Below are 25,098 nucleotides of genomic sequence, written 5' to 3' on the forward strand. Positions count from 1 at the left end.
ACGGTTTCAACTTCAACCAGTCGATCCTCGACGGCCAAGGCCGTGTGGTGAACACCTGGGCAGACGTTCTCAACCGCGCTGGTCTGGGTATGGAAGTGATGCACGAGCGCAATGCTCACAACTTCCCGCTTGACCTGGCTGCTGCTACTGCCACCCCAGTGGCACTGACCGCACCTGCAATCGGTTGATAGTCAACAGCCCAGCTACGGCTGGGAAATAACGGAATCCCAAAAGCTCCCTCTCACCAGGGGGCTTTTTTATTGGCTGGGTGGATGTTGCGCAAGTTGTAAATCAGGGCTTACGCCAGATCACAGCAGTACGCCGGCGAGGATAGAGCTCCCGGCAAAGGGGGCAGATAGTGCCGTCACAACCACGGGCCGTGCAGAATTCGCGCCCATAAAAAATGATCTGCAGGTGCAAGCGATTCCAGGCTTCCTTGGGGAACAAGGTCTTGAGATCATGCTCCGTTTGCACAACACTCTTGCCACTGCTCAGACCCCAGCGCTGCGCCAATCGGTGGATGTGGGTGTCTACGGGGAAGGCGGGCACGCCGAAGGCTTGGGCCATCACCACACTTGCGGTTTTATGACCAACCCCAGGCAGGGCCTCAAGCTGTTCAAAGCTGCGGGGCACCATGCCTCCATGGCGCTCAAGCAAGAGCTCGGCAAGGCGCTTGACATTGCGAGCCTTGGTGCGAGCCAGGCCAAGCTGGCGGATATGGGCCAGGATCGTCTCCTCACTCAGTGATGCCATCGCGGCAGGGTCCTGGCCAGATGCAAACAGGGCCGGGGTGACCTCGTTGACCTTCTTATCTGTGCATTGGGCGCTCAGCAGCACCGCCACCAGCAGCGTGAAGGGATCGCTGTGGTCGAGAGGTACAGGGGTTTCGGGGTAGTGCTGCTGCAGCCGCTCCATGATCAGGGCGGCACGCTCCTGCCTCTTCAAGATTGCGCTATGCCAAAGGTGAAGCCCAGTTTGTAGGCTCGCCCCAACGCAGGTGGTCAATGGGCAGCAGCTTCGGAGATCTCTTTCGGATCAGCACCTTCGGCGAATCCCATGGCGGCGGGGTTGGCGTAATCATCGACGGCTGCCCGCCCAGGCTGGAGCTGGATCTTGAAGCGATCCAGGCCGAACTCGACCGCCGCAAGCCAGGCCAGAGCAAGATCACCACCCCCCGCAAGGAGGATGACCAGGTCGAATTTCTCAGTGGCCTGCTCGATGGCGTGACCCTCGGCACACCGATCGCGATGGTGGTGCGCAACAAGGATCAGCGACCACAGGACTACAGGGAAATGGAAGTAGCCTTCCGTCCCTCCCACGCCGATGCCACCTACCAAGCGAAGTACGGCATACAAGCCCGCAGCGGCGGCGGCCGGGCTTCGGCCCGCGAAACCATCGGCCGAGTAGCTGCCGGGGCTATCGCCAAACAGCTCCTGGCCAAGGCCCACGGCACCGAAGTGATCGCCTGGGTGGAGCGCATCCACAACCTTGAGGCTTCGATCGACCCGGAACAGGTGACCCTGGCGGCTGTGGAAGCAAATATCGTGCGCTGCCCAGACCAAGCCATGGCAGCCCAGATGATCGAGCGCATCGAGGCAATCGGCCGGGAGGGCGATTCCTGCGGCGGCGTGATCACCTGCCTGGTGCGCCAGGCGCCAATGGGCCTTGGCATGCCCGTATTTGACAAACTCGAAGCCGACCTGGCCAAGGCGGTGATGTCGCTGCCGGCCACCAAGGGGTTTGAAATCGGCTCGGGCTTCGCAGGCACCTTGCTCAAGGGCAGCGAGCACAACGATGCCTTCCTACCCACAGGCGATGGCTCCCTGCACACAGCCACCAACAATTCCGGTGGCATCCAGGGGGGCATCAGCAACGGCGAGCAAATCGTGATTCGGGTGGCCTTCAAGCCCACCGCCACGATCCGCAAGGCCCAGCAGACGATCAATGACCGTGGCGAAGCCACCACCCTTGAGGCCAAAGGCAGGCACGACCCTTGTGTACTGCCTCGGGCCGTGCCGATGGTGGAGGCGATGGTGGCCTTAGTGCTCGCCGATCACTTGCTACGCCAAAAGGGCCAGTGCGGCCTGTGGTAATCAGGGCCTAAGACGTTCGACAAGCCTAGCCAACGCCTCCCAATCGGCGGGGTTGACCAAGGAACCACCCAAGGCGACCGCATCAACTCCGGCAGCCAGCCAGGGCTCCACATCAGCAGGGCCAAGTCCACCTGCCGCAATGCAGAAGGGCAAGCAATCAGCGCCCGCCAAAGGAGCAGCGAGTCGTTGCCAATAGGAACGGCCCAGCGCAGCGGCGGGGAAGAGCTTGACAATGGAGCATCCCCACAAACGCGCTAGGTGCACCTCAGATGGAGACATCACACCTGGCACGAACTGCAAAGGCAGAGCCATTGCAGCCTCAACCAAGCCACGATCCAGCACGGGTGAAACCGCATAGCCGAGGCCAGCAGCAGCAGCAGCTTTAAGGCCAGTTAAGTCAACTACCGAAGCAGCACCCAAGCGCAAATGGGCGAAGCGCTGACGAAGCTCAATCGCCTGGGCAACCCAACGGGGATGGGTGCTCCAAGCAAGCTCTACATGCTGAACACCCAGCTCCTGCAAACGCTCTAAACAGGGCAGCAGCTCAAGCAGGTCATAAGCACGAAGCACCACCAGCAGGGGCTGGTGGTGCAAAGCGGCTAGCAGCGTTGACGGTTCAGACGTATTCCGCCACCTTCACGTCGCTGCGGATCAGCAGCTCCTGCAGGTCGTCGGCATCGACTGTTTCCTTCTCTACCAACATCTCGGCGAGCTCATCAAGCACCGAACGATTGTCGACGAGAACGCAGGTGGCGCGCTTGTAGGCCACCGCCACCAAGTCGCTCACTTCCTCATCGATTGCGGCAGCGGTGTCTTCTGAGAAATCACGCTCTGCAGCGATATCACGACCAAGGAACATGCCCCCCTGGCTGCGGCCCAAGGCAACTGGGCCAAGGCGATCGCTCATACCGAATCGGGTAACCATCTGACGGGCTACACGGGCTACCTGCTGGAGGTCGTTTGAGGCGCCGGTGGTGACTTCGTCTTCGCCGTAGACGATCTCCTCGGCAACCCGACCACCTAGGGCAACTGCCATCTGGTTCTGCAGATAGGCGCGAGAATAGAGACCCGATTCCATCCGCTCCTCAGAGGGGGTGAAGAAGGTGAGGCCGCCTGCATTACCCCTAGGAATGATTGAAATCTTCTGCACAGGGTCGTAATCGGGCATCAGAGCACCGACTAGGGCGTGGCCAGCTTCGTGATACGCAACAAGCCGCTTGCGCTTCTCGCTCATCACCCGATCCTTCTTCTCTGGGCCTGCCATGACGCGCTCAATGGCGTCGTTAACCTCGTCCATCGCAACTTCAGTGAGCTGACGGCGAGCAGCGAGAATCGCCGCCTCATTAAGGAGATTTGCCAGATCAGCGCCGGTGTAACCAGGGGTGCGGCGAGCGATTTTGTCGAGATCGACATCCTTCGCCAAGGTCTTGCCTCGGGCGTGGACGCCGAGGATTTGCAAGCGGCCGGCGTAGTCGGGACGATCTACAACCACTTGGCGATCAAAACGACCCGGGCGCATTAAGGCTGCGTCCAGCACGTCTGGGCGGTTGGTTGCAGCCACGATGATGATACCGGTATTGCCCTCAAAGCCATCCATCTCGGTGAGCAGCTGGTTGAGGGTCTGCTCCCGCTCGTCGTTACCACCGCCGAGTCCGGCACCACGCTGGCGACCCACAGCGTCGATCTCGTCGATGAAGACGATGCAGGGAGCACTTTTCTTGGCCTGCTCGAACAGGTCGCGCACACGACTGGCGCCCACACCGACAAACATCTCGACAAACTCCGAACCGGAGATGGAGAAGAACGGAACCCCCGCCTCGCCGGCCACGGCCTTGGCAAGCAGGGTCTTACCGGTGCCCGGAGGGCCCACCAGCAGCACACCCTTGGGGATCTTGGCGCCGACGGCGGTGAAGCGATCTGGGTTCTTGAGAAAGTCAACAACTTCTGTGAGCTCGAGCTTGGCTCCCTCAATGCCGGCCACATCGCCGAAGGTCACTTGAGTTTGGGGCTCCATTTGAAGCCGCGCCTTGCTCTTACCGAAATTCATCGCCTGATTACCACCACCACCTTGGGCACGACGCAACAGGAAAAACAGGCCGCCAAGAAGCAGTAGCGGGAAAATCAGACTGCCAACAGCCTGCTGCCATGCCGCGGGCTCGCGGCTGGGCTGGACCGCGATATCTACGTTGTGGTCGGTGAGCAGCTTGAGCAGGTCCTTGTCGGGTGCAAGGTTGACGACCGCACGGCGACCGTCGTTTTCGACCACTTGGGCCGTGCCCCGATCCGGGGAAATCAGCACCCTGGACACCTCGTTGTCCTGAACGGCCTCTACGAAGTCGCTGTAGCGGAGGGTGCGCGGCGCATTGGCCGGGTCAGGCCTGTCGAGAAAAGCCGTACCCACGGCGATCATCACGATCACCAAAAGGACATAGAGCCCCGCATTGCGCCAGCGCTTCTTCAAGAACCTTGCCTCAGCTGAGAAGTCAGTTACGGAATGTTAACCGGCCGCGGCCCGCAGCACTTCCACCACACTACGGAAGGCAAACCATTCTGGGATTTCTTCGCCACCACGGAGCATTTGACGGAATTGGGTACCGCTGAGCTTGCGGATATGCAGCCCCCTGGCCTCGGCATGTTCAGCGGTCACATAGCCCTCCTCCTCCGTGTAGACGAGGTTGAGCGAGGGTACGGTCTCCATCCCGAGCTCTGCAGCGTTGTCGCGGGCAAAATCTTGGGCTTGGTAGGGGCCGTAGAAGTCTTCGCCACTGAGGGAGCTTTTGCAGCCGGCCATGTCGCGGCCAATGATGAAGTGGGTGCAGCCGTAGTTCTTGCGGATGATCATGTGCTGCAGAGCCTCCCGCGGGCCGGCCATGTGCATCGAGTAGGGCAAGTAGGCCCAGCGAATTCGGGCGTTATTCACCTCAGCCGCCAGCCGCTCGTAGGTCTGGAAGCGCACCTCGCCGGCAATGTCGTCGTCCTGGGTGGGGCCGCAGGTGGGGTGCACCAGCACCACACCCTGCTCACTGACGTTGGCCGCGTCCAATGCCCGGGTAAACAGCTCGTAGTGTGCGCGGTGAATGGGGTTGCGGCACTGGAAAGCCACCACGCTCTGGCCAGCGGGGAGGGTGGCGCGCACTTCAGCTGGCGTTTTGCAAGGGAAAACCCGGCTGGGCAGCTCCAGGCCCTGAATGCTGCCGCCGAGGTAGATGCGACCCCGCTCGGTGGCGATCATCTTCACCGCCGGATGCTCAATAGAGGTGGTGCCGTAGCAGCCCTGAGCCTCACGCGCCTTGTCAGGCTCCCAGCGGCTCTCCACCGTCAGCACTGCCAGCTCCTGACCGCGATAGGTGAGCAGCAGCTGGTCGCCAACAGCAATCGAAGCGTCATCGGTGTCGAAGACGATCGGCAGGCCAAACAACAGGCCACTGGTGGTGCGGTGGCCCGCCACCACGGCGTCGTAGTCCTGCTGATGCATGAAGCCACGTAGGGGCGAGAACCCCCCCACCACCAGCAACTCAACGTCGCAGGCATTGCGATCGCTGCACTCAATCCTGCGGCTCACCCCAGCGAGCAGCGACTCGCGCTCAGCCGCAGGCACCGCCAAATTCACTAAAGACCCACCGTGAGGCGCGATCAAGCCAGCGGATTCAGCAGCGGTCATGGAGGCCAACTCAGGAAGGGGTGGATTCTCCCAGACCGGGGGAGTCGAGGCTCATCTGCCAATAAAAAAGACCCAGGACCCAATAAAAAAAGGCCCCGACGGGGCCTTGAATAGGCAGGCAGCACCTGCGAGTGTGCGAGTGCGAGCTAGCGCCCAGGGCTCAAGACTGCTCTAGGCGGCCATAGAGCTGGCCGACGATCTTGACATCGACAACCGCCTTGGTGCCCATGTCGGAGTCGGAAGGCTGGATTGCAGTAAACACGCCGGCAAACTCGCCTGTGCTGGGATCGACTTTGGTAATTGAGAGGTTCATGGTGCCGGAACCATCCACGTAGCGCTTCACGGTCTCGCCGGTGAACTCATCTCCAGCAGGCACCAAGCCAACAGCGCTGCTATAGCCGGTGGTTAGGCCCCGGCCCTTGGGGTCGAGGAAGTTGCTGGTGCGGTAGCTGGGAGCCCGATAAGGACCTTCAAAGTCGGTGCTGGTGGTCAGAGCTGAACCATCAGCCTTGGCCAACAACTCCTTACTGGAGAAGGTGAAGGGCACTTCCTCACCACCGGGCAGCAGCACGGTGATCGGCTGGAAGTCGATGCCGCCGAGCTCCTTGAAGATAAGGCCATCGGCAGTCACGGCCAGATCACCGTAAACCTGATCAAGGCTGGAGGTGAAACGGGTAAGAATTTTGCCGGCGACAAACTGTGCTTCTTGGCGCTTGTTAGCTGGCTCACCCTTCACGTACACCTCGGCAGGGTGCATGCAGATTTCACGGAGCTGATATTTAGCGGAGGGATCGAGGGAGATCGAGCCGCGGGCCGAATCCGGCAGGGTCGGACAGTCGTTCGCTAAGCCTGTGTTGTGGATGTCTTCGTAGGTGAGATTGGCGCGATCCACGGCCTTGGCGCCACCGCTGCACGCGGTCACCAGGGTCAGGCACAGCGCCAGCACAAGAGCCAGCAGAGGACGAAAACTCATGGGGAAACGCCGCAGAGACGGTGGATTGGAACTGGGCTGTCGCCGATCCTACCGGTGCAAATCTGCTATTCCCCGTACGATGTCGCGGCTCTCAACAACCTGTATGCGAGAGCCAGACGCGAGCGCAAAGCAAGACCAGTCATGAGCCTCACCCCATCCCAGCAAGACCGTCTCGCCAACCAGCTGCAGCAACTAAACGAGCTTGCAAGTGAGCTCGAAGGCCAGCCTGAAGCCCTGCTTACCCTGCTGCGCCAGCTCGAGCAGCTGCACCGCTCCGTCCAAGACGGCCCATTCCGGGGCAGCCTTCCAGCCGACCGCAGCCAGCTGTTCAGCCTGCTGCAAAGTGTCGAGCGCAGTGGGGGCTGGCCCTACATCCCGAGGTTGCAACTGCGCACCTTCATGGATCTGCTCCAGCACGAAGCTGCTGCAGACGAGACCCTGCCCGCCGAAGAGACTCTGGTGGCTTAGGGCCGCAGGGCGGTAAGCAAGTGCTGGGCAATAGCCAGCTTTGAGCCCGGCTCGATGCGTTGCTCGCCGCCCTGCCCTCCCAGCAGCCAACCGTGGTTGCTGTTCACGCCAAAGCCCGCATCGGCTTGATCTATCGGGTTGGCGAACAGCAGATCGCAGCCTTTACGGGCCCACTTGGAACGGGCCTGAGCCAATACATCGCCCGATTGGGCAGCGAAACCCAAAATCCGCTGACCGGGGTGCCGGCGGCTCACCAGGCCAGCCAAAAGATCGGGCACCTGCTGCCAGCCGGAGGCGAGCTCAATGGCGAGCTCCTCTTTGGTCAGTTTGTGAGGTAGCGGTTGCTGGCGGCGGTGGTCGGCCACAGCAGCCGCCATGGCAATGGCATCGGCACAGGGCTGTAAACGCACCAAGGCCCGCTCCATATCGGCCGCCGTCTGGACAGGCACGCAAGCCAAGCCCTCCAGCAACTGGGAATCCACGCTCAACGGACCATGCACCAGAGTCACCTCCGCCCCACGCAGCCGGGCTGCCTGGGCTAAGAGCACACCCATCAGCCCGGAGCTGGGGTTGGTGAGAACGCGGGCCGGATCAAGTGGTTCGCGAGTGGGGCCGGCAGTGACCAAAAGCCGCAAGCCAGCCCAGTCCCGCTGCCAGCCCCACAGCTGTAGACACTGCAAGGCCAGTAGCAGTTGTTGCGGCTCAGCCATGCGGCCGTCCCCCTGCCGATCACAGGCCAACAATCCCGCCGTAGGCCCCAGGGGCAAGACCCGCTCAAAGCCCTGCAGCAGCTCCCAGTTGCGGCGCACTCCAGGGGAGTTCCACATGGAAGTGTTCATGGCCGCAGCAGTCAGCACCGGCGCCTCGGTAGCCAACAGAGTGCTGGCCAACAGGTTGTCAGCCAACCCATGCACCCAACGACCCAGGCTGGTGGCACTCAAGGGCGCCACTAACACCAACTCAGCCCACTCAGCCAGCTCCACATGCAGCGGCCTGGCAGCGCGATGACTCCACTGATCCTCATCGAGGTTGCAGGGATTGCGGCTGAGGCTGGCAAGGGCCACCGGACTTACCAGTTGGGCCGCCGACGGTGTAACCAGGCAACGCACCTCGGCGCCGCACTGGACCAGGGAGCTCACCACCAGAGGCAGCTTGACCGCAGCGATGCTGCCGCTGATACCCACCAACACTCGGCTACCCGCTAGCGGGTGCACCAAGGGGTCAGCAGCTGCCGCCGGATCAGTCCTCATCAAAGGGTTCCTGGTCCACCAGATGCACGTAGGGGCGAGCCAACTCCGGTTGGTGGATCGCCAGGGCACGCATCAAGTGCCAATCGGCTAAGCCGTCAAAGGCACTGGGGTAGTCGTCTTCCTCCAGTCGACGGGCGAGCTCGGCGATCGAAGCTTCATCGAAAGCGGCGAGCCGTTCGGGGGTGATCGACGCGTTCATGGAAGTTGCTGGGGAGGTGGGGTCGGGGATAATGGACTTCTAGGGACAACAGAGGGCCCTAACCCGGGGAGTTAGCTCAGCTGGTAGAGCGCTGCGATCGCACCGCAGAGGTCAGGGGTTCGAGTCCCCTATTCTCCATTTCTACTCAAAGAAGCGCTGCTGGTCAGCCCTATGGATTGGCATCCAGACGCCGAAGCCAAACTTAAGGAAGTGCCCTTTTTTGTACGTCCAGCAGTGCGGCGACGCATCGAAACCATGGCACAGGAGGCCGGTCTTAGCGCCATCGATGCCCCCTTCTACGAGCAGGCCAAGGCAAGGTTTGGTCAGAAGTGAACCGGCGATGCGGTAAAAGGGTGCATCAGTAGAACACCCATCGATGTCGCAGTCGAAACGCGAACAGGTGGTTAGCCACCTGCGATACATCCGCCAGGAGCTCCGAGAAATGCACCAGGGCGTCATGGACGACGGCTTACTTCCAGAAGCCGGTGAGGTCCGCGGGGTTATGGCCCAGATGGAAGCTCTACTTGAGCTCCTCGAGGGCAAATCCTCCCGCAAAAAGGACAGCGACGGCTGAGACCCAGACCGGGAAGCCCTCGGGGAACGTCAAGCCCCTTGGGACGCTCTGGCAAACGTCTGCGGTCAGTTGATCAGTAGCCAGCCAGGCGCTTTCGTTGCTCAGTCCCCATCACCCAGCCCGGGCCATTGGCCTCGGGCTTTTTTATTGGAATCCCCTATAGGTAGCGCCAAAAGGCTGCGCATACGCCAGAGATGGTGTAGACAGGCAATGGCAGGGCTCGGGCCGGGTGATGGGGATCACCGCCGTCAGCATCCCTGCCTCCTCTTTTGGCCCTCGCTGATACCCCTTCAGCCGTGATGGCCTCACCTCCCGGAAGTCGTTATCAACAGACCGGCTTTCAGGAACGGGTTGCCCAAGCTCGGGCAGCCCTGGAGAGTTGGGCAGCCAATCCCTGGCGGCGGTTATCGCTGTTGTTGATCGTTTTGCTGATCAGCTTCAGCATTGGCGGAGCCGTCGGCTCGATCACCGGCACCCTGTCCAAGCTCGACCCGGTGGGGGCACTGATCTGCGTGGCTGCCATCGAGCTGGCCATTCGCGCCAGGGGCCCGCTGATACGTCGTGGTGGCGATGCACTCGTGCTGCAAGTACTCGATATGGCTCGAATCGGCTTGCTCTACGGCTTGCTGCTTGACGGCTTCAAGTTGCTCTGATTCAACTGGTGCAAGGCTTCTCAGGCCAGCGGTTCTGCCGCGGCCAGCAGATAGAGCAGAGCCATGCGCACAGGGATGCCATTGCGCACCTGCTCCTCTACCAGTGAAACGGCGGGATCATCGAGCACATCTCCCGCCAGCTCCACGCCCCGATTCACCGGGCCCGGATGCAGCAGTGGCACGGACAGACCGCAAAGGGCTAGGCGCGCTCGGGTGATGCCGAATTGCCGGTGGTAGGTGTCGAGGCTGGTGAGCAGGTGCTGATGCATGCGCTCCTTCTGCAGTCTCAGAGTCATCACCGCATCGGCCCCGGCCAGGGCCTGATCCAGGCTGCGCTCAATCCGCACCGAGCCCCGCGCCGCCACCGGATCGGCCGCCTGACCTGGCGGTGGTGCCGCCACAAAGTCGGCGAAGGCGGCGGGCAACAAGGTGGGCGGGCCGCAGAGCACCACCTCGGCGCCGCAGGCGGTGAGGGCCCAGAGGTTGGAGCGGGCCACGCGGGAGTGGAGCACATCACCCACGATCACGATGCGCTTGCCCCGCAGGGCCGCGGGCGTGGGGGCTTCAGGGGCGAAGTGGCGCGCCAGGGTGAACAAATCCAGCAATCCCTGGCTGGGGTGGCTGTGCAGGCCATCGCCGGCATTGAGCACCGCGACCCGCTCACCGGCACGGTCGAGGTCGGCCGCCAGGCTCTGGGGCACCCCGGCGCAGCGATGGCGCACCACCAACACGTTGGCGCCCATCGCCACGTAAGTCCGAGCCGTATCGAGCAGGCTCTCGCCCTTGCTCAGGGAGCTGGAGGAGGGAGAAAAACTCTGCACATCGGCAGAGAGCCGCTTGGCCGCCAGCTCAAAACTGCTGCGGGTGCGGGTGCTTGGTTCAAAGAAAAGGCTGGTCATCAACCGCCCCTGCAGGGCGGGCAACTTGCGAGCTCCAGCCACCGGCAGGGCCCGGAAACGCTGGGCCAGGGTCAGCACGGTGGTGAAATCATCCAGCGAAAAGGCCGCCAGATCCAGCACGTGGCGGTGGCTCCAGCTGCTCAAGGGGTGCGGCGGCTCACAGGGCCAGGGTAGGGGCTGACTTGCGCTGGCGACACTGGACAGGCGCTAATTCCCAGGGCGCTGGAGTTTGCACTGGTAGGCGATCCCCCCTGACCCGCCTGCTGACGCTGCGGCTCGCCCGCCAATACCAGCGCCAGGGCAGGTCCTGGCCCTGACTGATGCCGATGCGGCTGGTTTGCACCAAGTCGGCCGCGGCCATATTTGCCAGCGCTGGGGGACGCGGGGCGAGCCACAGGCCCTGATCGGGATGCACCAGCTGGGCGTTATGGGAGCGATCGATGCCAAAGCAGCGTGCCAATAGGGCGGGACCCGCCGCCAGCCGCTCCGGCTCACCCGGAATGGCCACGGCGCGCAGCAGCACCCCATTGGCCCAGTCGGCTCTCCCTGTCACCACGTTGACGCAGTGGTGTATCCCATAGCTCACATAGACATAAAACCGCCCAGGCTCGCCAAAGAGCGTTTCGTTGCTGGGGGTGCGGCGGCGATGCCCGTGGCAGGCAGGTTCCTCCTGGGAATACGCCTCCGTTTCCACAAGTACGCCCCACAGCAGCTCGCCATCGGGTTGGCGTTTCACCAGCAGGCAGCCGATGAGCTCGGGGGCGACGACCTCGGCGGGGCGGGCGAAGAAGGCCTTCGGCAATGGATTCACCACAAGTTCGACGGGTTGCTCGCCTCTGGGAGCCGCAGCCAGCAAACTGAAATCCTTAGTGCCAAAACCAGGGTCCGCCATGCACACCACCGGTTTCACCCTCGCCACTGTGCTGATCTTTGGCAGCGGCCTATTTGTACTTGCCACCCTGTTTTTTGGCACCAAAGGCGGCTACTACGACACCGACGACTACGACGGCAACGGCACCGCTCACTGACCCTGACTTGGCAGCCTCTCGGCCTCGGGGCAGTCTTCGGAGGTGATCACATCATCGGGGCTGCCGCTGCGGCAGACGTAGGCCAGCCTGGTGCTGACGGCCCCGATCGAGTCGAGCCGCACGCTCTCCTCCCAGCTGTGGGTTTCGTCGTCGTCTTCAGCGTCGTAGCGCAGGGTGACGAGATCCCCCTCGACCTCCACCACCGTGGCCTCCTCAATCCAGCGCTGCTGATCACGCAAAAACACCCACACCGGGCGCTGTTCGGCACAAAACTGATAAAGCTTGCGGTGCAGCATGGGCCGAGGCACTGCTGGCCTTCAAACACTAGCCAGTCTCCAGGGTCTACCTGCTGTTCACCATGATCCAATCCGCCAGCTCCAATGACGCCATTCGCCTGCAACTGCGCAGCTGGCCTGAGGTGGAGACCTATCTGGAAAATTGCAAGGGCGTAATCGTGCCCCTGGGCTCCACCGAGCAGCACGGCCCCACCGGCGCCATCGGCACCGATGCGCTCACGGCCGAGGCCGTGGCCCTGGAAGTGGGCCGCCGCACTGGCGTACTGGTGACTCCAGCCCAAGCCTTCGGCATGGCCGAGCACCACTTGGGCTTTGCTGGCACCGTGAGCCTGCAACCCTCCACCCTGCTAGCCGTTCTGCACGACGTGGTGCTATCGCTTGCACGCCACGGCTTTGAGCGCATCTACGTGATCAACGGCCATGGCGGCAACATCGCCACCAGCAAGGCCGCTTTCGCCCAGGCCTATGCCAGCGCCGCCGACCGGGGCCTGGCGGTGGCGCCGCGGCTGCGCTGCAAGCTTGCTAATTGGTTCATGGCTGGCCCGGTAATGCAGGAGGCGCGCAGCCTTTATGGCGCGGAGGAAGGTCACCACGCCACCCCCAGCGAAATCGCCCTCACGTTGCACCTGGAGCCCAGCCTGCAGACCAAGCAGAGGCCCCTGCCTGATCCAGCCCCCGCCGGCCCCATCCACGGCCCCGAAGATTTCCGCCGCCGCCATCCGGATGGCCGCATGGGCTCCAACCCCTACCTGGCCCAGGCCAGCCATGGCGAGCGCTTCTTGGAACTGGCCGCCACCGCCCTTGCCTCAGACCTGGAAGCCTTCCTGACCTGAGCGCTAGCGTCGGCTTAGCTGGTAAATCCCGATGAGCAAGATCACCGCAGACGACGTGCGCAAGGTGGCCAAGCTGGCCCGCCTAGACCTGCCCGAGGCCAAGATCGCCACTTACACCGGCCAGCTCGAACGCATCCTCGACTACGTAGCCCACCTTGAAACAGTTGACACCGAAGGAGTGCCAGCCACCACTCGAGCGGTGGAAGTAGTAAACGTCTGCCGTGAAGATCTGGTAAACCCTACGGACGTGCGCGAGGAGCTACTAAACGAAGCCCCCCAAAGAGAGGGAGACTTCATTCGCGTACCCAAAATCGTTGCTAGCTGAGCTTGGTCCGCTCTCCGGTCAACGTACCGGCGAAATCGCAGTGCGGTGAAGCAACTCGAGCACTCGCCTGCGGGCATGGCGGGTAGGCATTAAGGCTGCAATAGGCCGGAGCTTGCTGCGCTTTTTACAATGACTGCGAACACCTAGAAAGATATCGTAGAGAAAATTAAAACCATCATTCTTGGTTTCAAACAAGCCAAGCCGCTGTGGCGAGCCTTTGGCATCAAGAATCGGTTTAGTGGCGTGATAGGCAGGGCGGTATTCAAACCAAGGTATTGATGGCCACAAGTGGTGAATAAGGTGATAATTCTGACCCATGATCAACCAATTCATCAGTCGACCCGGATAAACGCGGGAGTTGTGCCAGCGGTTACGAGACTGGAAGGGGCGGTGGGGCAGGTAGTCGAAGAACAGGCCCAAAGTCACTCCCACCATTAGGGCCGGAGCAAACCAGCAGTTGAAAATAAAGGGGAGAAAGCCAAATTTTGCTGCAGACACCACTATTGCCACAAAAATGGCCCGGGCTAGGCCCCACTCAAACAGTTCATAACGACGCCACAAACGTCGGCGGAAGAAAAACAGCTCGTGATAGAAAAATCGTGGCGCAATTAACCACAGGGGTCCAAAAGTGCTGACGATGTGATCAGGATCGTTCTTTGGATCATTGACATGGGCATGGTGCTGCAGGTGCACCCGGGTAAAAACGGGAAAGCTGAAGCCAAGCAGGAGGGCAGCCCCATGGCCCATCACCGCATTCCAGAAGCGGTGCGGATGGGCCGCGTTGTGGCAGGCGTCGTGAATAACCGTGCCCTCTAGGTGCAGAGCCAGAAATCCGGTAGCCAGCAGCACGGGCAGGGGCCAACCAGCCACAAACCAGCCCCAAATCGTGAGGACAGCTAAGCCGTAGCCAGCCAAAAACAGCCCAACCGTGGGGTTCCAGGGAGCAGGCGGGTCAAGAAATTCCCGCGGCACAAGCCGGGAGGGAGATGCCATTGCCCCCTCAGAGACCAAGGCAGTTGCAGAGGCGGCCAGAACCTGTGTCATCTCAGCTGAACCAGATCCCAGAACGTTGCATCAAGGCAACTTAAGAAAGTGATGATGCCCACCGGGGGACTTGAACCCCCACGACCAAAGCCACTGGTACCTAAAACCAGCGCGTCTACCAATTCCGCCAGGTGGGCAGAACTCGACTGTAGGGACAGATGCTGAGCGGCGCCCACAATGGGGGACTCCATGCCTTCTGGCCATGCTCGCCACCCTGGGCGGACTCCTGTCGCTGCTGCTGGGTCTCGCCATCCTGCTGCTGCCGCTGCTGGCCACAGAACTGAGCCGGCCGCGGGATTCGGCCTGGGGCGCCGTAGTGCTGCTGCTGGGCCTAGTGCTTGTAACCAGTGCCGACCGGCTCACGGGCGCACCGATGCTGGGCGTGCTTTGCGGTGGCCTGCTGATCGGCAGGCTCGCAGGCGAGGTGTCCCAAGGCCGCTGGCGGCAGCTCACCGCTGAGGAGCAGCAGCGGCTTTGGTCGAAGGAACGCTGGCAGACCAGCCTGCAACAAGCCGGCGCCAGCCTGGCCCATCTGCTCGCCGTACTTACCACTGCCACTTCAGGTATCAGCCAATGGCTGACGCAGCAACGCCAGCCCAAAGCCAGTGGCAAACGCTGGGTGCGCCCGGAAGAGCCGAGCTCCATCAGCGAGATCGACAGCCTGGTAACGGCCGAAATCCCGGAACCGCAACCGCTCCCCGAGCCCTCCAGCAGCCAGGCGGGATAATCAGCGCTGCTGCCCCCAGGCGACGTGACCGCCAGCCCTGCGCCCGTCTCCTACCCCCTCTCGTATAAAGACACGCTCAACCTGCTGCAGACGCCCTTTGCAATGAGGGCCAATGCCAAGGTGCGCGAGCCGCAAATCCAGGCGTTCTGGGCCCAGCAGCGGCTCTACGAGCGCCTGAGCCAGCAGAACCCCGGTGAGGCCTTCACCCTGCACGACGGCCCTCCCTACGCCAATGGGGCCCTGCACGTAGGCCATGCCCTCAACAAAATCCTTAAGGACATCATCAACAAAACCGCCCTGCTGCAGGGCAAGCGGGCGCGGTTTGTGCCTGGCTGGGATTGCCACGGCCTACCAATCGAACTCAAGGTGCTGCAGGGGCTCAGCAGCAGCGAACGGGCCGAGCTCACGCCGGTAACGCTGCGCCAGAAGGCCCACGCCTACGCCCTTGAGCAGGTGGAGGGCCAGAAGAGCGGCTTCCGCCGCTGGGGCATCTGGGCCGACTGGGAAACGCCCTATCTCACCCTGCACAAGGACTATGAGTCCGCCCAAATCGGCGTTTTCGGCGCCATGGTGCTGGCCGGCCACATCTATCGAGGCCTCAAACCGGTGCACTGGAGCCCAAGCTCCCGCACCGCCCTGGCCGAAGCCGAACTCGAATATCCCGACGGCCACACATCCCCCAGCGTTTTCGCGGCCTTCCCGGTGGTGGCGCTACCCGGGGCCCTAGCCGCCCAATTAGAGACTGCCGGTCTAGCTACCGCCGCAGCCACAGGGGCCGGCGGCCTGGCAGTGGCTATCTGGACCACCACCCCCTGGACGCTGCCAGCCAACCTGGCGGTGTCGGTGAATGGGCGACTCGACTACGCCATCTGCGCAGTGGCTGCCCGAGGCGAAGCCCCCACCCCAGCCGCCAGCCACCTGGTGGTAGCCGCTGAGCTGATTGAAAGCCTGCAAACCAATCTGGGACTTGAGCTCACACCCCTTTTAAGCGTTAAGGGCAGCGAGCTTGAGGGGATTAGTTACCGCCATCCGCTGCTGGAGCGCACCAGCCCGGTGGTAATCGGCGGCGATTACATCACCACTGAGGCCGGCACGGGCCTGGTGCACACCGCCCCGGGCCACGGCGTAGACGACTTCAACACCGGCAAGAAATACGGCCTGCCGGTGCTCTGCCCGGTGGATGAAGCCGGCAACCTCACCGCCGAAGCCGGGCCCTTTGCCGGCACCAACGTGCTCAAGGACGCCAACCCCGCGATCCTCAGTGCCCTGGAAGCCACCGGCCTGCTACTCAAGCAAGAGCGCTACGAACACCGCTACCCCTACGACTGGCGCACCAAAAAACCGACGATCTTCCGCGCCACCGAGCAATGGTTTGCCTCAGTGGAGGGCTTCCGCGCCGCCGCTCTTGACGCCATCGCCGAGGTGGAGTGGCTGCCGGCCAGCGGCCGCAACCGGATTGAAGCAATGGTGAGCGAACGGGGCGACTGGTGCATCAGCCGCCAGCGCACCTGGGGCGTGCCAATCCCCGTCTTCTATCACCGCGAAACGGGTGAAGTGCTGCTCAACGAAGCCACCTTGGGCCACATCAAGGCCCTGATCGCCGAGCACGGTGCCGATGTGTGGTGGCAGCGCGATGAGGCCGGCCTGCTGCCTGAGGCCTACGCCGCCGAAGCCAGCCAATGGCGCAAGGGCAGCGACACCATGGACGTGTGGTTTGACTCAGGCTCCTCCTGGGCTGGCGTGCTCCAGGAGCGCGGCCTTCACTACCCCGCCGATCTCTACCTAGAAGGCAGCGATCAGCACCGCGGCTGGTTCCAGAGCAGCCTGCTCACCTCGGTGGCCGTGAACGGCCACGCCCCCTACAAGCGGGTGCTCACCCACGGCTTCACCCTCGATGAGAAGGGTCGCAAGATGAGCAAATCGCTGGGCAACGTCGTCGATCCGGCGGTGCTGGTGGAGGGGGGCAAAAACGAAAAGCAAGAGCCGGCCTACGGCGCAGATGTGCTGCGACTGTGGGTGAGCTCGGTGGACTACTCCGCCGACGTGCCGCTGGGGCCAGGGATCGTGAAGCAGCTGGCGGACGTGTACCGCAAGGTGCGCAACACCGCTCGCTATCTGCTGGGCAACCTGCACGACTTCGATCCGCGCCCCCAGGCTGAAGGCGGCGATGCCGTGCCCTACGACCAGCTGCCTCTGCTGGATCAGTGGATGCTGCAGCGCACCGCCGCCCTGATCGACAGCGTGACGGGAGACTTCGAGCGCTATGAGTTCTACCGCTTCTTCCAGGCCCTGCAGAACTTCTGCGTGGTGGACCTGTCGAACGTCTACCTCGACATCGCCAAGGACCGCCTCTACGTGAGCGGGGCCGCGGAGTTTCGCCGCCGCAGCTGCCAGACGGTGCTGAGCCTGGTGCTGGAGCGTCTCGCCGGGCTGATCGCACCGGTGCTCTGCCACATGGCCGAGGACATCTGGCAGAACCTGCCCTACCCGGTAGCCGAGGCCTCAGTGTTCGAGCGGGGCTGGCCCACGGCCCCCGCTGGGTGGCGCCAAGCGCCACTGGAGGCGCCGATGGAGCGAATCCTGGAGTTGCGATCTTTGGTGAATCGCCAACTGGAGAGCTGCCGCTCCAGCGGCCAGCTGGGTGCTTCGCTGGAGGCCCAGGTGCAGCTAGAGCTGGAAGCGGGCAGCACCAGCACGGCGGAGGCCCTGGGCTGGCTGGCCAGCTCAAGCCACCCCAGCGTCGACAACCTGGCCGACTGGCTGCTGGTGTCGGGCCTGAAGGAAGGAGGCGTAGCGCCTGCCGAGCTGCTGGCCGAAGCCAGCGCAAACGGCATCACGGTGCGCATTGCCAAGGCCGAAGGCCAAAAATGCGAGCGCTGCTGGCACTACGAGACCGACATCGGCCAGCACAGCGCCCATCCCAGCCTCTGCGGCCGCTGCGTGGCGGTGCTGTCCTGAATGCCAAAGGGGGTGGTCGCCACGCCACATGGGTGCGATCAGTTGATCTGGGGGCTCAAGCCCAACCGCCGGAGTCAAGGAAAACCTCAGGGGAGACGGGCCCAGCCAACAGCTGTTCCGCGGCCGGATTCAGGGGGGCCTGCAGTAATTCAGCTGTTTCGATCACCGCCCCATCAGGCAGCACTGGCTGGTCGGGATCGAAATCAGTGGGATGGGTGGTGCTGCTTGAAAAACCCCGAAAAATCAGCAGCTCGTAGGGCTCAAGCGGGCCTGCCGCCAACTGAAGCTGGCCCCTGAGCCGCAGCACCCGATCGGACCGCTCCCGGCTCAACTCTTCCAGCCTGGCCAGCAGGGCCATCACAGATGCAGCGGAGAGGGTCATGACTGCAGAGGAAGCTTGGCTGCAAAGAAAGCAAAGGGCTGATCCTTAGAAATCGCCAGCGATTCGCCCCTGCTTGGGCAAGCGCACCAGCAGCCATTGCAACAGTCCCACCACATAGGCAACCAAACCCACGTATCCGATGAAGGCAGCCACGGCAGGGGTCCATTCGCCGCCAAAAATGAAGGCAAACAGCCCCTCGACATGCCGGTGCAGACCAAGGGGCGGCTGAATCCAAACGGCGCAACGGGGCTGGGCTAGGGCGCCAGGGCCCATACAGCCCAGAGCCGTGGCACTAAGCAGGGCGCCCAGCAGAGCCCACACCGTGAGACTCCAGCGCCAGATGCGCAGGGTCAGGGGCAAGGGACGCCAGGGCGGCAGGTCGGCCAGCTCCTCGTTGAGATCCACCCAAAACCAGACGCTCAGCACCACCAGCAGCTGGGCCAGCAGCAAAACCACGAAGCCGAGGGGCCGCCGGTCGGTGAGCAGCAGGGTTGCAAGCAGCAACAGGCTGGCCACCTTCCAATAAATCCCCAGCAGGCGCACCAAGGATCCCTCCTTGCGTACCGACGCCCAGATCAGGAGCACTAATGGCAAACCGACGCTGAACAGCATCGCCAGGCGGACATCGAGCCACACCAAGGAGCGGTACAGAGGTTCTGGCAGGGCGGCGAGCACGCGTGTGGTTCGGTAAGGCGCCATTATCCGCGTCCCCGGCAAGCGATAGGGTCCAAGTCATGGCCGCCTTCTCCCTGCCCAGCTGGCTCTCCCGCACCTTCGGGGCCCGTCCGGCCCGCGCCTGGTGCCGCACCGCCCTGGCCAGCGAGACCTCGCTGCAGGGCTCGGTTGAAGACATCGCCAGCCAGCTGCGGGGAGCCGGTCCAGCAGATCTGGCCTTGGTCTTCGCCGCAGCCAGCTACGCCAGCGACCTGCCCCGGCTGCTGCCCCTACTCCAGGAGAAACTCCAAGCCAGCCACTGGCTTGGCTGCCTGGGCGGTGGGGTGGTGGGCACCGATGCTGGCGGCAGCCCCCATGAGCTGGAGAACAAACCAGCCCTGAGCGTCACCCTGCTGCGCCTGCCCGGCGCCGAGCTCCACCCTTTTGCGATTGATACCGACTGCCTGCCCGACCTCGACGGCCCGGCTGATCCCTGGCGCGACCTGCTCAATGCGCCAGCAGCTCCCAGCCCCTCAATGCTGCTTCTGGTGGATCCCAGCTGCTCCCGCATCAACGATCTGATCAGTGGCCTGGATTACGCCTGTCCAGGGGCGGCGAAAGTTGGCGGCGTCGCCGGCCCCCACAGTGCCGGCCATGGCTCCCTGCTGTTTGGAGATCAGGTGGTTCGCGGTGCTGTCGGCTGCCTCATTGGTGGGGCCTGGCAACTCGATCCGGTGGTGGCCCAGGGCTGCCGGCCGATCGGTCCGGTTTTTGATGTAGAGCAAGTTCAGCGCAATGTGGTGCTGGAAGTGAGCCAGGGCCAGGCCCGCCGCAGCCCTGTAGCTGCTCTACAGGCGATCCTCACGGATCTGAGTCCCGAGGAGCGGGAGCTGGTGAAGCATTCACTGTTTCTGGGCGTCGGCCGCAGCAACTTCAGCCTCAGCGCCGCAGACCCAGATGGTCCCACCGCTTTTCTGGTGCGCAACCTGCTTGGTGTCGACCCCCGCAACGGCGCCGTAGCCGTGGCTGAACGGATGCGGGTGGGACAACAGGTGCAGTTCCAACTGCGCGATGCCAGCGCCTCCAGACTGGAACTGCGCCAGCTGCTGACCAGACAGCGGGGTCGCAACCCGGAGCCCCTAGCCGCCCTGCTGTTTGCCTGCCTAGGCCGTGGCGTTGGGCTCTACGGCAACGCCGATGGCGACGTAGAGCTGTGCCGGGAAGTGTTTGATCAGGTGCCCATCGCAGGATCGTTCTGCAACGGCGAAATCGGCCCGGTCGCCGGCAGCACCCATCTGCACGGCTATACCGCGAGCCTGGCCTTCCTGGTGCCGCGCGGAGAGGGCTGATGGTGCGCCAGCACGTCAATCCACTCAGCCGCTTTTTCCAGCTACCCCGGCCCCTGCCGCCGCCGGCCGAGCTTTTCAGTCAGCCGGATCTTCCCCTCCATCTGGACATTGGCTGCGCCCGCGGCCGCTTCCTACTGGCCCTGGCCCAGCACCAGCCCAACTGCAACTATCTAGGCGTTGAAATCCGCCGGCCATTGGTGGATGCCGCCGAGGCCGAGCGCCAAGCCCTGGCTCTCGGCAACCTCCACTACCTGTTCTGCAATGCCAACATCAGCCTGCAGGACTGGCTAGCGGCCCTGCCCGCTGGCCTGCTGCAGCGGGTGACTATCCAGTTTCCAGATCCCTGGTTTAAACAAAAGCATCAAAAGCGGCGGGTGCTGCAGCCCGCCCTGCTGCTGGCCCTGGCCGAGGCCCTTGGGCCGGGCCGTGAGCTGTTTATTCAGAGCGATGTGCTGGCGGTGATCACACCGATGGTGCAGCTGATCGAGGCCAGCGGGGGCTTCGATCGCCCGGCCGCTGATGGGCGCCCCTGGCGTGCCGACAACCCCCTGGCGGTGCCAACCGAGCGCGAAACCTACGTGCTGAGCCAGGGGTTGCCGGTCTACCGGGTGGTCTACCAACGCAACGACCGCAACCTGCCACCACTGCCCGACCTGGAAGACCGGACCAACCTGGAAAAGCGGCCCAACCTGGAAGATCAGCTCGAAGCGGTTGATAATCGGGCCTGAAGCCAGGCTGCACCCCTTGAGCGCGCCCTCAATGCCAATTTTGCTGCGCTGGCAGGGCTGCGTTCAGCGCGCTGACAGTGGTCCCCTGGGGCGTCAGCTAAGCCTGATAGCCGGCCTGGTGCTCTGCGCCCTGATGGCTGGCCTGCCCCTGGTAACCCGCAGCGGCCTCAGCCTGCTGGTGCTGGCCAGTGGCCTCCTATGGCTACTGCTGGCCCTGACCACTACCCCTGGACCGCTGGTGGAGATCGACCGCTGGATTCTGGGGATTCTGGCCATCGCCCTGCTGGCCACAGGTTTCTCACCGGTGCCCCTGGCCGCCGCCAAGGGGCTGGTCAAGCTTGTGAGCTACCTGGGCGTCTATGCCCTGATGCGCCAACTGCTGACCCTGGCTCCGGTCTGGTGGGACCGGATCGTGGCGGCGCTGCTGGCTGGAAACCTGGTCACCTGCGTGATCGGCATCCGCCAGCTCTACGGAGATAGCGGCGAACTAGCCCGCTGGGCTGACCCCAACTCCGTGGCCGATGGCACGGTGCGCATCTACAGCACCCTCGAAAACCCCAACCTGCTGGCGGGGTACCTGCTGCCGGTGCTGCCCCTCGCCCTCGTGGCCCTGCTGCGCTGGCCGGGCCGAGCCCGCAAGCTCTTTGCCCTCACTGCCCTGGTGCTTGGCGTCGCCGCCCTGGTACTCACCTTCAGCCGCGGCGCCTGGATGGGCTTGGTGGCCGAGGCGGCCGTGATCTTGCTGCTGCTAGCCGTGCGCGCCACCCGGGCCTGGCCCCTGCTCTGGCGTCGTCTGTTTCCCCTGCTGCTGCTGCTAGGCGGCGCCGCCCTGCTCGTGGTGCTGGTTACCCAGGTGGAGCCGCTGCGGGTGCGGGTGATGAGCCTGGTGGCCGGCCGGCAAGACAGCTCCAACAACTTCCGCATCAACGTCTGGCTTGCTGCACTGGATATGGTCCAGGCCCGCCCTTGGCTTGGTATCGGCCCCGGCAACGACGCTTTTAACCAGATCTATCCGCTGTTTCAGCAACCTAAGTTCAATGCGCTCAGCGCCTACTCCATCCCCCTGGAGCTGGCGGTAGAAGCCGGCATTCCCGGCTTGCTGGCCGGGATCGGACTGCTGCTGGCCAGCCTGCGCAGCGCCACCAGCCTCTGGCGCAGTGATAGCTGCTTCAGCCTGCCCGCGCTGGCGGCGATCGCCGTAATTGTTGGGCTCACGGTGCAGGGACTCACCGACACGATCTTTTTCCGGCCGGAGGTGCAACTGAGCGGCTGGTTTTGCATCGCCACCCTGGCGGCCGGAGCTAGCCGCGCCGAAGGTCGTGGCTGAGCCAAGCCTGATTGCCGGCTTCGACGCCGGCCAAACCCACACCAGCTGTCGCCTCAGCGATGCCTGCAGTGGTGAGCTGCTAGGTGAAGGCCAGGGGCCTGGAGTGTGCCATCTGGCCGCAGCCGACGGCCCCGCCCGCTTCCGCCAGGCCCTTCAAGTCAGCCTGGCGCAGGCGCGCCTACACCTGCCGCACACCGGCACGCCCCTGCTAGCCGCCGGCATTGGCGCCAGTGGCATCGAAGTGGGCAGCTCCGTCCAGGAGCTGGGCCGGCAACTGGCGGCCGAGGCCCTGCAACTACCCCTTGAGCGCCTAGTAGTCACGGGAGATGAGCGCACTGCCCTGCGCGGAGCCATGGGCAACCACCAAGGCGGCGCAGGCATCCTGATCATCAGCGGCACGGGCACCATCGCCGTTGGACGCAATCCGGCAGGCCAGGAACACCGCTGCTCCGGCTGGGGCTGGCTGCTCGATGGGGCTGGCTCGGCCACGGACATCGGCCGCGATGGCCTAGCCCTCAGCTTGGCGATGGCGGATGGACGCCAGCCCGATTCGCCCCTGCGAGCCCGGATCTGGGCTGGACTGAATGTGAGCGCAGACGACCCCCAGGCCGCTCAGGCCATCAAAGCTTTGGTAGTAGAGCCTGGCTTCGGGGCCGCGGGCTTTGCCCGCCTGGCACCGCTGGTGGCGGTCGCCGCCAGCGAGGGTGATGCCGGCGCCGCCGCCGTTGTGGAGCGCTCCGCCCAGGCCCTGGCATTAATGGCAACCACCATCTGCACACGGCTGAAGCTAAGTGCCCCGCCGGTATGGCCCATGGGCGGAGCTCTGGAGCACCTTGCCTTGCTGCGCCGCCGGCTAGAGGCCTGCCTTGAGGAGTGCTGCCCAGGCGCCCAACTGCAGATACCCGCCGCAGATGCCTGCTGCGGAGCCCTAAGCCTGGCTCGAGAATGCTTGGAAGCTAGGCGGCGTTGAGGTGCTGCTCCGCTGCGGCGGCCAGCTGGCTTGACCAGTGGTCCACCAGCTGCTGATCGGCGGCCTCCACCATCACCCGCAGCAGCGGTTCGGTGCCACTGGCGCGCACCAGCACCCGGCCCTGTCCCTCCATCGCAATCTCCGCCTGCTCCACGGCGAGCCGCAGCGGCTCGCAGGCTTGCCACTGCTGGCGCCGTTGTCGGTCTGGCACCGTCACATTCACCAGGGTCTGGGGGTAGGGCTTGAAACTGCTGTCCATCCAGTCGGCCAGTGATTGGCCACTGCGGTGCAACAGCGTGGCCACCTGCAAAGCGGTGAGCAGCCCATCGCCACTCATGCCATGGCGGGCCGACAAAATATGGCCCGACTGCTCGCCACCCAGGCCAGCGCCCATCTGCTCCATCGCCTGGTGGACGTATTGATCACCAACGGCGGTGCGCTCAAGCACCCCTCCCTTGGCCTGCCAGGCACGCTCAAAGCCGAGGTTGGACATCACCGTGGCAACGATGCGATTGGCCGGTAACTGACCCGCATCAAGCAGAGACGATCCCCAGAGATAAAGGATCTGGTCACCATCCACGACCCGGCCCCGGCCATCCACCGCCAGCATCCGATCTGCATCGCCATCGAAACCAAAACCCATGCTGGCTCCGCTCTCCAGCACCGTGCGCCTGAGCGGCTCAAGGTGGGTGCTGCCGCAGTCCACGTTGATGCGCGTTCCATCCGGCTTGCCGTGCAACACGGTGAGTTCAGCGCCTAAGGCCCGAAACACCGCCTCTCCACAGGCAGAAGCCGAGCCCCAACAGAGGTCCAGCACAATCTTGCAACCTTCTAGGCGCCGACCCATGACGCTCGCCACCAAGGACCGCTGGTAGTCAGCCAGTAAATCGGGGCGGTCGTGCACAACTCCTGTGCCCAAGAAGCCGCCGGAAGCACCTATTGCCGGGCCAGCCCCAACCCCCTGCAGCCCAGCCTCGATCGCCTGCTGCTGGCCGCGGCTCAGCTTGGCGCCGGAGGCCCCAAACACCTTGATGCCGTTGTCTTCAGGGGGGTTGTGGCTAGCGGACACCATCAGACCTCCAGCCGCGCCAAGACGGCGAATGGCGCCAGGAATCGCTGGCGTAGGGCAAAGGCCCAGGGTCCATACCTCCCTACCTGCAGCCGTGAGCCCGGCGGTAAGCGCCGCCACCAGCATCGGGCCACTGCTGCGGGAATCCATGCCGATGAGCACCGGCGCTCCCTGGGGTAACACCTGGCCGCACCAGAAGCCAACCTGCAAAGCCAAAGCCGGGCTCACCTGGGTTCCCACCCGACCGCGGATGCCATCGGTTCCGAAACCGGCCACACCCCGCAGGGGCAGGCCAACGGGATGGGGAGCCAGATCGGCCATGGGCAGCAGCAGATGCCTCAGTGGTGCTCAGGTTACGTGGGCTGCTGCAAAGCGCTCCACCATGGCTGGCCTGGGCCAGGTAGGGGCCGGATCCCTTTCAGCGCCAGCGGCGGGGCCACCAGATCCAGAGCACCAGTTCGCCAATCGTCCAGAGCAGCAGCGCACCAACAACCCAGCCGGGCAGCCAGCTCAATGGCCAAAAGGGGCGCAGCAGCAGCACCAGTCCCGATACCGCCAGCACCCGCAGGGCCCGCAACCGCTGCTCAGCCCCAGGCAAGGTGGAGAGATAGGGGGGTAGGGAGGGCAGGCGCACCAGC

The 25,098-nt window shown here is 63.7% G+C and carries 29 protein-coding genes, 2 tRNA genes and 1 pseudogene; 16 read left to right on the top strand and 16 right to left on the bottom strand.

What is annotated here, in order from left to right:
* Positions 1 to 188, top strand: a pseudogene (locus KBY73_RS00005) (photosystem II q(b) protein); the annotation flags it as partial.
* 103 nt (positions 189 to 291) lie between these two features.
* On the opposite strand, the gene nth reads toward KBY73_RS00005, so the two are convergent.
* Positions 292 to 945, bottom strand: coding sequence for an endonuclease III (gene nth, locus KBY73_RS00010; RefSeq protein ID WP_254935099.1), 654 nt, complete (start codon positions 943 to 945; stop codon positions 292 to 294).
* Positions 946 to 1,004: 59 nt separating this feature from the next.
* Between nth and aroC the strand changes: the two genes are divergently transcribed.
* Positions 1,005 to 2,093: a chorismate synthase gene (gene aroC, locus KBY73_RS00015; protein ID WP_254935100.1), complete on the top strand. Its 1,089-nt coding sequence runs from the start codon at positions 1,005 to 1,007 to the stop codon at positions 2,091 to 2,093.
* On the opposite strand, the gene KBY73_RS00020 is transcribed toward aroC, so the two are convergent.
* The 4 genes from KBY73_RS00020 to psbO form a co-directional block, all read right to left on the bottom strand.
* The gene (locus KBY73_RS00020) at positions 2,094 to 2,687 is read right to left on the bottom strand and encodes a bifunctional 4-hydroxy-2-oxoglutarate aldolase/2-dehydro-3-deoxy-phosphogluconate aldolase (RefSeq protein ID WP_254935101.1); all 594 of its coding nucleotides are present in this window, start codon (positions 2,685 to 2,687) and stop codon (positions 2,094 to 2,096) included.
* A gap of 22 nt (positions 2,688 to 2,709) precedes the next feature.
* Positions 2,710 to 4,554, bottom strand: coding sequence for an ATP-dependent zinc metalloprotease FtsH3 (ftsH3, locus tag KBY73_RS00025; protein ID WP_254935102.1), 1,845 nt, complete (start codon positions 4,552 to 4,554; stop codon positions 2,710 to 2,712).
* A 36-nt stretch (positions 4,555 to 4,590) separates the two neighbouring features.
* Positions 4,591 to 5,754 (bottom strand): sulfate adenylyltransferase, encoded by a 1,164-nt coding sequence (sat, locus tag KBY73_RS00030; RefSeq protein WP_254935103.1) that lies wholly within the window; start codon positions 5,752 to 5,754, stop codon positions 4,591 to 4,593.
* A gap of 160 nt (positions 5,755 to 5,914) precedes the next feature.
* Positions 5,915 to 6,727: a photosystem II manganese-stabilizing polypeptide gene (psbO, locus tag KBY73_RS00035; protein WP_254935104.1), complete on the bottom strand. Its 813-nt coding sequence runs from the start codon at positions 6,725 to 6,727 to the stop codon at positions 5,915 to 5,917.
* A gap of 141 nt (positions 6,728 to 6,868) precedes the next feature.
* Between psbO and KBY73_RS00040 the strand changes: the two genes are divergently transcribed.
* Positions 6,869 to 7,195 carry a hypothetical protein gene (locus KBY73_RS00040; RefSeq protein WP_254935105.1) on the top strand — a complete coding sequence of 109 codons (327 nt, stop codon included), beginning with the start codon at positions 6,869 to 6,871 and terminating at the stop codon, positions 7,193 to 7,195.
* Here KBY73_RS00040 and coaBC read toward each other — a convergent pair.
* The gene (gene coaBC, locus KBY73_RS00045; RefSeq protein ID WP_254935106.1) at positions 7,192 to 8,445 is read right to left on the bottom strand and encodes a bifunctional phosphopantothenoylcysteine decarboxylase/phosphopantothenate--cysteine ligase CoaBC; all 1,254 of its coding nucleotides are present in this window, start codon (positions 8,443 to 8,445) and stop codon (positions 7,192 to 7,194) included. The two genes, KBY73_RS00040 and coaBC, sit on opposite strands and share 4 nt — an antisense overlap.
* Positions 8,435 to 8,644, bottom strand: coding sequence for a DUF2555 domain-containing protein (locus KBY73_RS00050; RefSeq protein ID WP_106632313.1), 210 nt, complete (start codon positions 8,642 to 8,644; stop codon positions 8,435 to 8,437). The genes coaBC and KBY73_RS00050 overlap by 11 nt, the downstream gene beginning before the upstream one ends.
* Before the next feature lie 65 nt (positions 8,645 to 8,709).
* Between KBY73_RS00050 and KBY73_RS00055 the strand changes: the two genes are divergently transcribed.
* From KBY73_RS00055 to KBY73_RS00070, 4 genes are all read left to right on the top strand, one after another.
* A tRNA-Ala gene (locus tag KBY73_RS00055) sits at positions 8,710 to 8,782 on the top strand.
* Positions 8,783 to 8,815: 33 nt separating this feature from the next.
* The gene (locus KBY73_RS00060) at positions 8,816 to 8,977 is read left to right on the top strand and encodes a PCP reductase family protein (RefSeq protein WP_254935107.1); all 162 of its coding nucleotides are present in this window, start codon (positions 8,816 to 8,818) and stop codon (positions 8,975 to 8,977) included.
* 43 nt (positions 8,978 to 9,020) lie between these two features.
* Entirely contained in the window at positions 9,021 to 9,218 is a 198-nt protein-coding gene (locus KBY73_RS00065; protein ID WP_094559179.1) for a hypothetical protein, read from the top strand.
* 299 nt (positions 9,219 to 9,517) lie between these two features.
* Complete coding sequence (locus KBY73_RS00070) at positions 9,518 to 9,871, top strand: DUF565 domain-containing protein (protein ID WP_254935108.1); 354 nt, start codon at positions 9,518 to 9,520, stop codon at positions 9,869 to 9,871.
* Positions 9,872 to 9,891: 20 nt separating this feature from the next.
* Here the strand turns inward: KBY73_RS00070 and KBY73_RS00075 are convergent, their stop codons facing one another.
* Both KBY73_RS00075 and KBY73_RS00080 read right to left on the bottom strand, forming a co-directional pair.
* Positions 9,892 to 10,914 carry an aspartate carbamoyltransferase catalytic subunit gene (locus KBY73_RS00075; protein ID WP_254935109.1) on the bottom strand — a complete coding sequence of 341 codons (1,023 nt, stop codon included), beginning with the start codon at positions 10,912 to 10,914 and terminating at the stop codon, positions 9,892 to 9,894.
* A gap of 13 nt (positions 10,915 to 10,927) precedes the next feature.
* Positions 10,928 to 11,581: a DNA-3-methyladenine glycosylase gene (locus KBY73_RS00080; RefSeq protein ID WP_254935110.1), complete on the bottom strand. Its 654-nt coding sequence runs from the start codon at positions 11,579 to 11,581 to the stop codon at positions 10,928 to 10,930.
* 79 nt (positions 11,582 to 11,660) lie between these two features.
* On the opposite strand from KBY73_RS00080, the gene KBY73_RS00085 reads away from it, so the two are divergent.
* Entirely contained in the window at positions 11,661 to 11,798 is a 138-nt protein-coding gene (locus KBY73_RS00085) for a hypothetical protein (protein ID WP_254935111.1), read from the top strand.
* Here the strand turns inward: KBY73_RS00085 and KBY73_RS00090 are convergent.
* Positions 11,792 to 12,094: a glycine/sarcosine/betaine reductase component B subunit gene (locus KBY73_RS00090; RefSeq protein WP_254935112.1), complete on the bottom strand. Its 303-nt coding sequence runs from the start codon at positions 12,092 to 12,094 to the stop codon at positions 11,792 to 11,794. The genes KBY73_RS00085 and KBY73_RS00090 overlap by 7 nt on opposite strands.
* 62 nt (positions 12,095 to 12,156) lie before the next feature.
* Here KBY73_RS00090 and KBY73_RS00095 point away from each other — a divergent pair, with 62 nt between their 5' ends.
* Complete coding sequence (locus KBY73_RS00095; RefSeq protein ID WP_254935113.1) at positions 12,157 to 12,927, top strand: creatininase family protein; 771 nt, start codon at positions 12,157 to 12,159, stop codon at positions 12,925 to 12,927.
* A 31-nt stretch (positions 12,928 to 12,958) separates the two neighbouring features.
* A complete protein-coding gene (gatC, locus tag KBY73_RS00100) occupies positions 12,959 to 13,252 on the top strand; it encodes an Asp-tRNA(Asn)/Glu-tRNA(Gln) amidotransferase subunit GatC (protein ID WP_254935114.1) in 294 nt (97 codons plus the stop codon).
* An 18-nt stretch (positions 13,253 to 13,270) separates the two neighbouring features.
* On the opposite strand, the gene crtR is transcribed toward gatC, so the two are convergent.
* Positions 13,271 to 14,245: a beta-carotene hydroxylase gene (crtR, locus tag KBY73_RS00105; RefSeq protein WP_254935585.1), complete on the bottom strand. Its 975-nt coding sequence runs from the start codon at positions 14,243 to 14,245 to the stop codon at positions 13,271 to 13,273.
* A gap of 106 nt (positions 14,246 to 14,351) precedes the next feature.
* A tRNA-Leu gene (locus KBY73_RS00110) sits at positions 14,352 to 14,433 on the bottom strand.
* A gap of 65 nt (positions 14,434 to 14,498) precedes the next feature.
* On the opposite strand from KBY73_RS00110, the gene KBY73_RS00115 reads away from it, so the two are divergent.
* Positions 14,499 to 15,023, top strand: coding sequence for a Ycf66 family protein (locus tag KBY73_RS00115; RefSeq protein ID WP_254935115.1), 525 nt, complete (start codon positions 14,499 to 14,501; stop codon positions 15,021 to 15,023).
* Positions 15,024 to 15,047: 24 nt separating this feature from the next.
* Entirely contained in the window at positions 15,048 to 17,981 is a 2,934-nt protein-coding gene (gene ileS / locus KBY73_RS00120) for an isoleucine--tRNA ligase (protein WP_315858388.1), read from the top strand.
* 55 nt (positions 17,982 to 18,036) lie between these two features.
* Here ileS and KBY73_RS00125 read toward each other — a convergent pair whose 3' ends face one another.
* Entirely contained in the window at positions 18,037 to 18,363 is a 327-nt protein-coding gene (locus KBY73_RS00125) for a hypothetical protein (RefSeq protein WP_254935116.1), read from the bottom strand.
* A 45-nt stretch (positions 18,364 to 18,408) separates the two neighbouring features.
* Complete coding sequence (locus KBY73_RS00130; protein WP_254935587.1) at positions 18,409 to 19,026, bottom strand: DUF3177 family protein; 618 nt, start codon at positions 19,024 to 19,026, stop codon at positions 18,409 to 18,411.
* A gap of 71 nt (positions 19,027 to 19,097) precedes the next feature.
* Between KBY73_RS00130 and KBY73_RS00135 the strand changes: the two genes are divergently transcribed.
* From KBY73_RS00135 to KBY73_RS00150, 4 genes are read left to right on the top strand one after another with little or no spacing between them, the layout of a single operon-like run.
* Positions 19,098 to 20,366 (top strand): FIST N-terminal domain-containing protein, encoded by a 1,269-nt coding sequence (locus KBY73_RS00135; protein WP_254935117.1) that lies wholly within the window; start codon positions 19,098 to 19,100, stop codon positions 20,364 to 20,366.
* A 2-nt stretch (positions 20,367 to 20,368) separates the two neighbouring features.
* On the top strand, positions 20,369 to 21,094 hold the full coding sequence (gene trmB, locus KBY73_RS00140) for a tRNA (guanosine(46)-N7)-methyltransferase TrmB (RefSeq protein ID WP_254935588.1): 726 nt from the start codon (positions 20,369 to 20,371) through the stop codon (positions 21,092 to 21,094).
* 7 nt (positions 21,095 to 21,101) lie between these two features.
* Positions 21,102 to 22,421 (top strand): IctB family putative bicarbonate transporter, encoded by a 1,320-nt coding sequence (locus tag KBY73_RS00145; protein ID WP_254935589.1) that lies wholly within the window; start codon positions 21,102 to 21,104, stop codon positions 22,419 to 22,421.
* Positions 22,414 to 23,391, top strand: a complete 978-nt coding sequence (locus KBY73_RS00150) for a BadF/BadG/BcrA/BcrD ATPase family protein (RefSeq protein WP_254935118.1) — start codon at positions 22,414 to 22,416, stop codon at positions 23,389 to 23,391. Before KBY73_RS00145 ends, KBY73_RS00150 begins: the two co-directional genes overlap by 8 nt.
* Here the strand turns inward: KBY73_RS00150 and glmM are convergent.
* Complete coding sequence (gene glmM / locus KBY73_RS00155) at positions 23,378 to 24,781, bottom strand: phosphoglucosamine mutase (protein WP_254935119.1); 1,404 nt, start codon at positions 24,779 to 24,781, stop codon at positions 23,378 to 23,380. The two genes, KBY73_RS00150 and glmM, sit on opposite strands and share 14 nt — an antisense overlap.
* A gap of 97 nt (positions 24,782 to 24,878) precedes the next feature.
* The gene (locus KBY73_RS00160; RefSeq protein WP_106632295.1) at positions 24,879 to 25,094 is read right to left on the bottom strand and encodes a hypothetical protein; all 216 of its coding nucleotides are present in this window, start codon (positions 25,092 to 25,094) and stop codon (positions 24,879 to 24,881) included.
* Positions 25,095 to 25,098: the final 4 nt, after the last annotated feature.

The organism is Cyanobium sp. Tous-M-B4 (assembly GCF_024345395.1).
Taxonomy (GTDB): Bacteria; Cyanobacteriota; Cyanobacteriia; order PCC-6307; family Cyanobiaceae; genus Cyanobium_A.

What these genes read in the sequence shown, in the direction of transcription:
- aroC (WP_254935100.1), top strand. Translation starts at nt 1,005, where the DNA reads ATGGGCAGCAGCTTCGGAGATCTCTTTCGGATCAGCACCTTCGGCGAA.
- sat (WP_254935103.1), bottom strand. Translation starts at nt 5,754, where the DNA reads ATGACCGCTGCTGAATCCGCTGGCTTGATCGCGCCTCACGGTGGGTCT.
- psbO (WP_254935104.1), bottom strand. Translation starts at nt 6,727, where the DNA reads ATGAGTTTTCGTCCTCTGCTGGCTCTTGTGCTGGCGCTGTGCCTGACC.
- KBY73_RS00040 (WP_254935105.1), top strand. Translation starts at nt 6,869, where the DNA reads ATGAGCCTCACCCCATCCCAGCAAGACCGTCTCGCCAACCAGCTGCAG.
- coaBC (WP_254935106.1), bottom strand. Translation starts at nt 8,445, where the DNA reads ATGAGGACTGATCCGGCGGCAGCTGCTGACCCCTTGGTGCACCCGCTA.
- KBY73_RS00050 (WP_106632313.1), bottom strand. Translation starts at nt 8,644, where the DNA reads ATGAACGCGTCGATCACCCCCGAACGGCTCGCCGCTTTCGATGAAGCT.
- KBY73_RS00060 (WP_254935107.1), top strand. Translation starts at nt 8,816, where the DNA reads ATGGATTGGCATCCAGACGCCGAAGCCAAACTTAAGGAAGTGCCCTTT.
- KBY73_RS00065 (WP_094559179.1), top strand. Translation starts at nt 9,021, where the DNA reads ATGTCGCAGTCGAAACGCGAACAGGTGGTTAGCCACCTGCGATACATC.
- KBY73_RS00070 (WP_254935108.1), top strand. Translation starts at nt 9,518, where the DNA reads ATGGCCTCACCTCCCGGAAGTCGTTATCAACAGACCGGCTTTCAGGAA.
- KBY73_RS00085 (WP_254935111.1), top strand. Translation starts at nt 11,661, where the DNA reads ATGCACACCACCGGTTTCACCCTCGCCACTGTGCTGATCTTTGGCAGC.
- KBY73_RS00090 (WP_254935112.1), bottom strand. Translation starts at nt 12,094, where the DNA reads ATGCTGCACCGCAAGCTTTATCAGTTTTGTGCCGAACAGCGCCCGGTG.
- KBY73_RS00095 (WP_254935113.1), top strand. Translation starts at nt 12,157, where the DNA reads ATGATCCAATCCGCCAGCTCCAATGACGCCATTCGCCTGCAACTGCGC.
- gatC (WP_254935114.1), top strand. Translation starts at nt 12,959, where the DNA reads ATGAGCAAGATCACCGCAGACGACGTGCGCAAGGTGGCCAAGCTGGCC.
- crtR (WP_254935585.1), bottom strand. Translation starts at nt 14,245, where the DNA reads ATGGCATCTCCCTCCCGGCTTGTGCCGCGGGAATTTCTTGACCCGCCT.
- KBY73_RS00115 (WP_254935115.1), top strand. Translation starts at nt 14,499, where the DNA reads ATGCTCGCCACCCTGGGCGGACTCCTGTCGCTGCTGCTGGGTCTCGCC.
- KBY73_RS00125 (WP_254935116.1), bottom strand. Translation starts at nt 18,363, where the DNA reads ATGACCCTCTCCGCTGCATCTGTGATGGCCCTGCTGGCCAGGCTGGAA.
- KBY73_RS00135 (WP_254935117.1), top strand. Translation starts at nt 19,098, where the DNA reads ATGGCCGCCTTCTCCCTGCCCAGCTGGCTCTCCCGCACCTTCGGGGCC.
- glmM (WP_254935119.1), bottom strand. Translation starts at nt 24,781, where the DNA reads ATGGCCGATCTGGCTCCCCATCCCGTTGGCCTGCCCCTGCGGGGTGTG.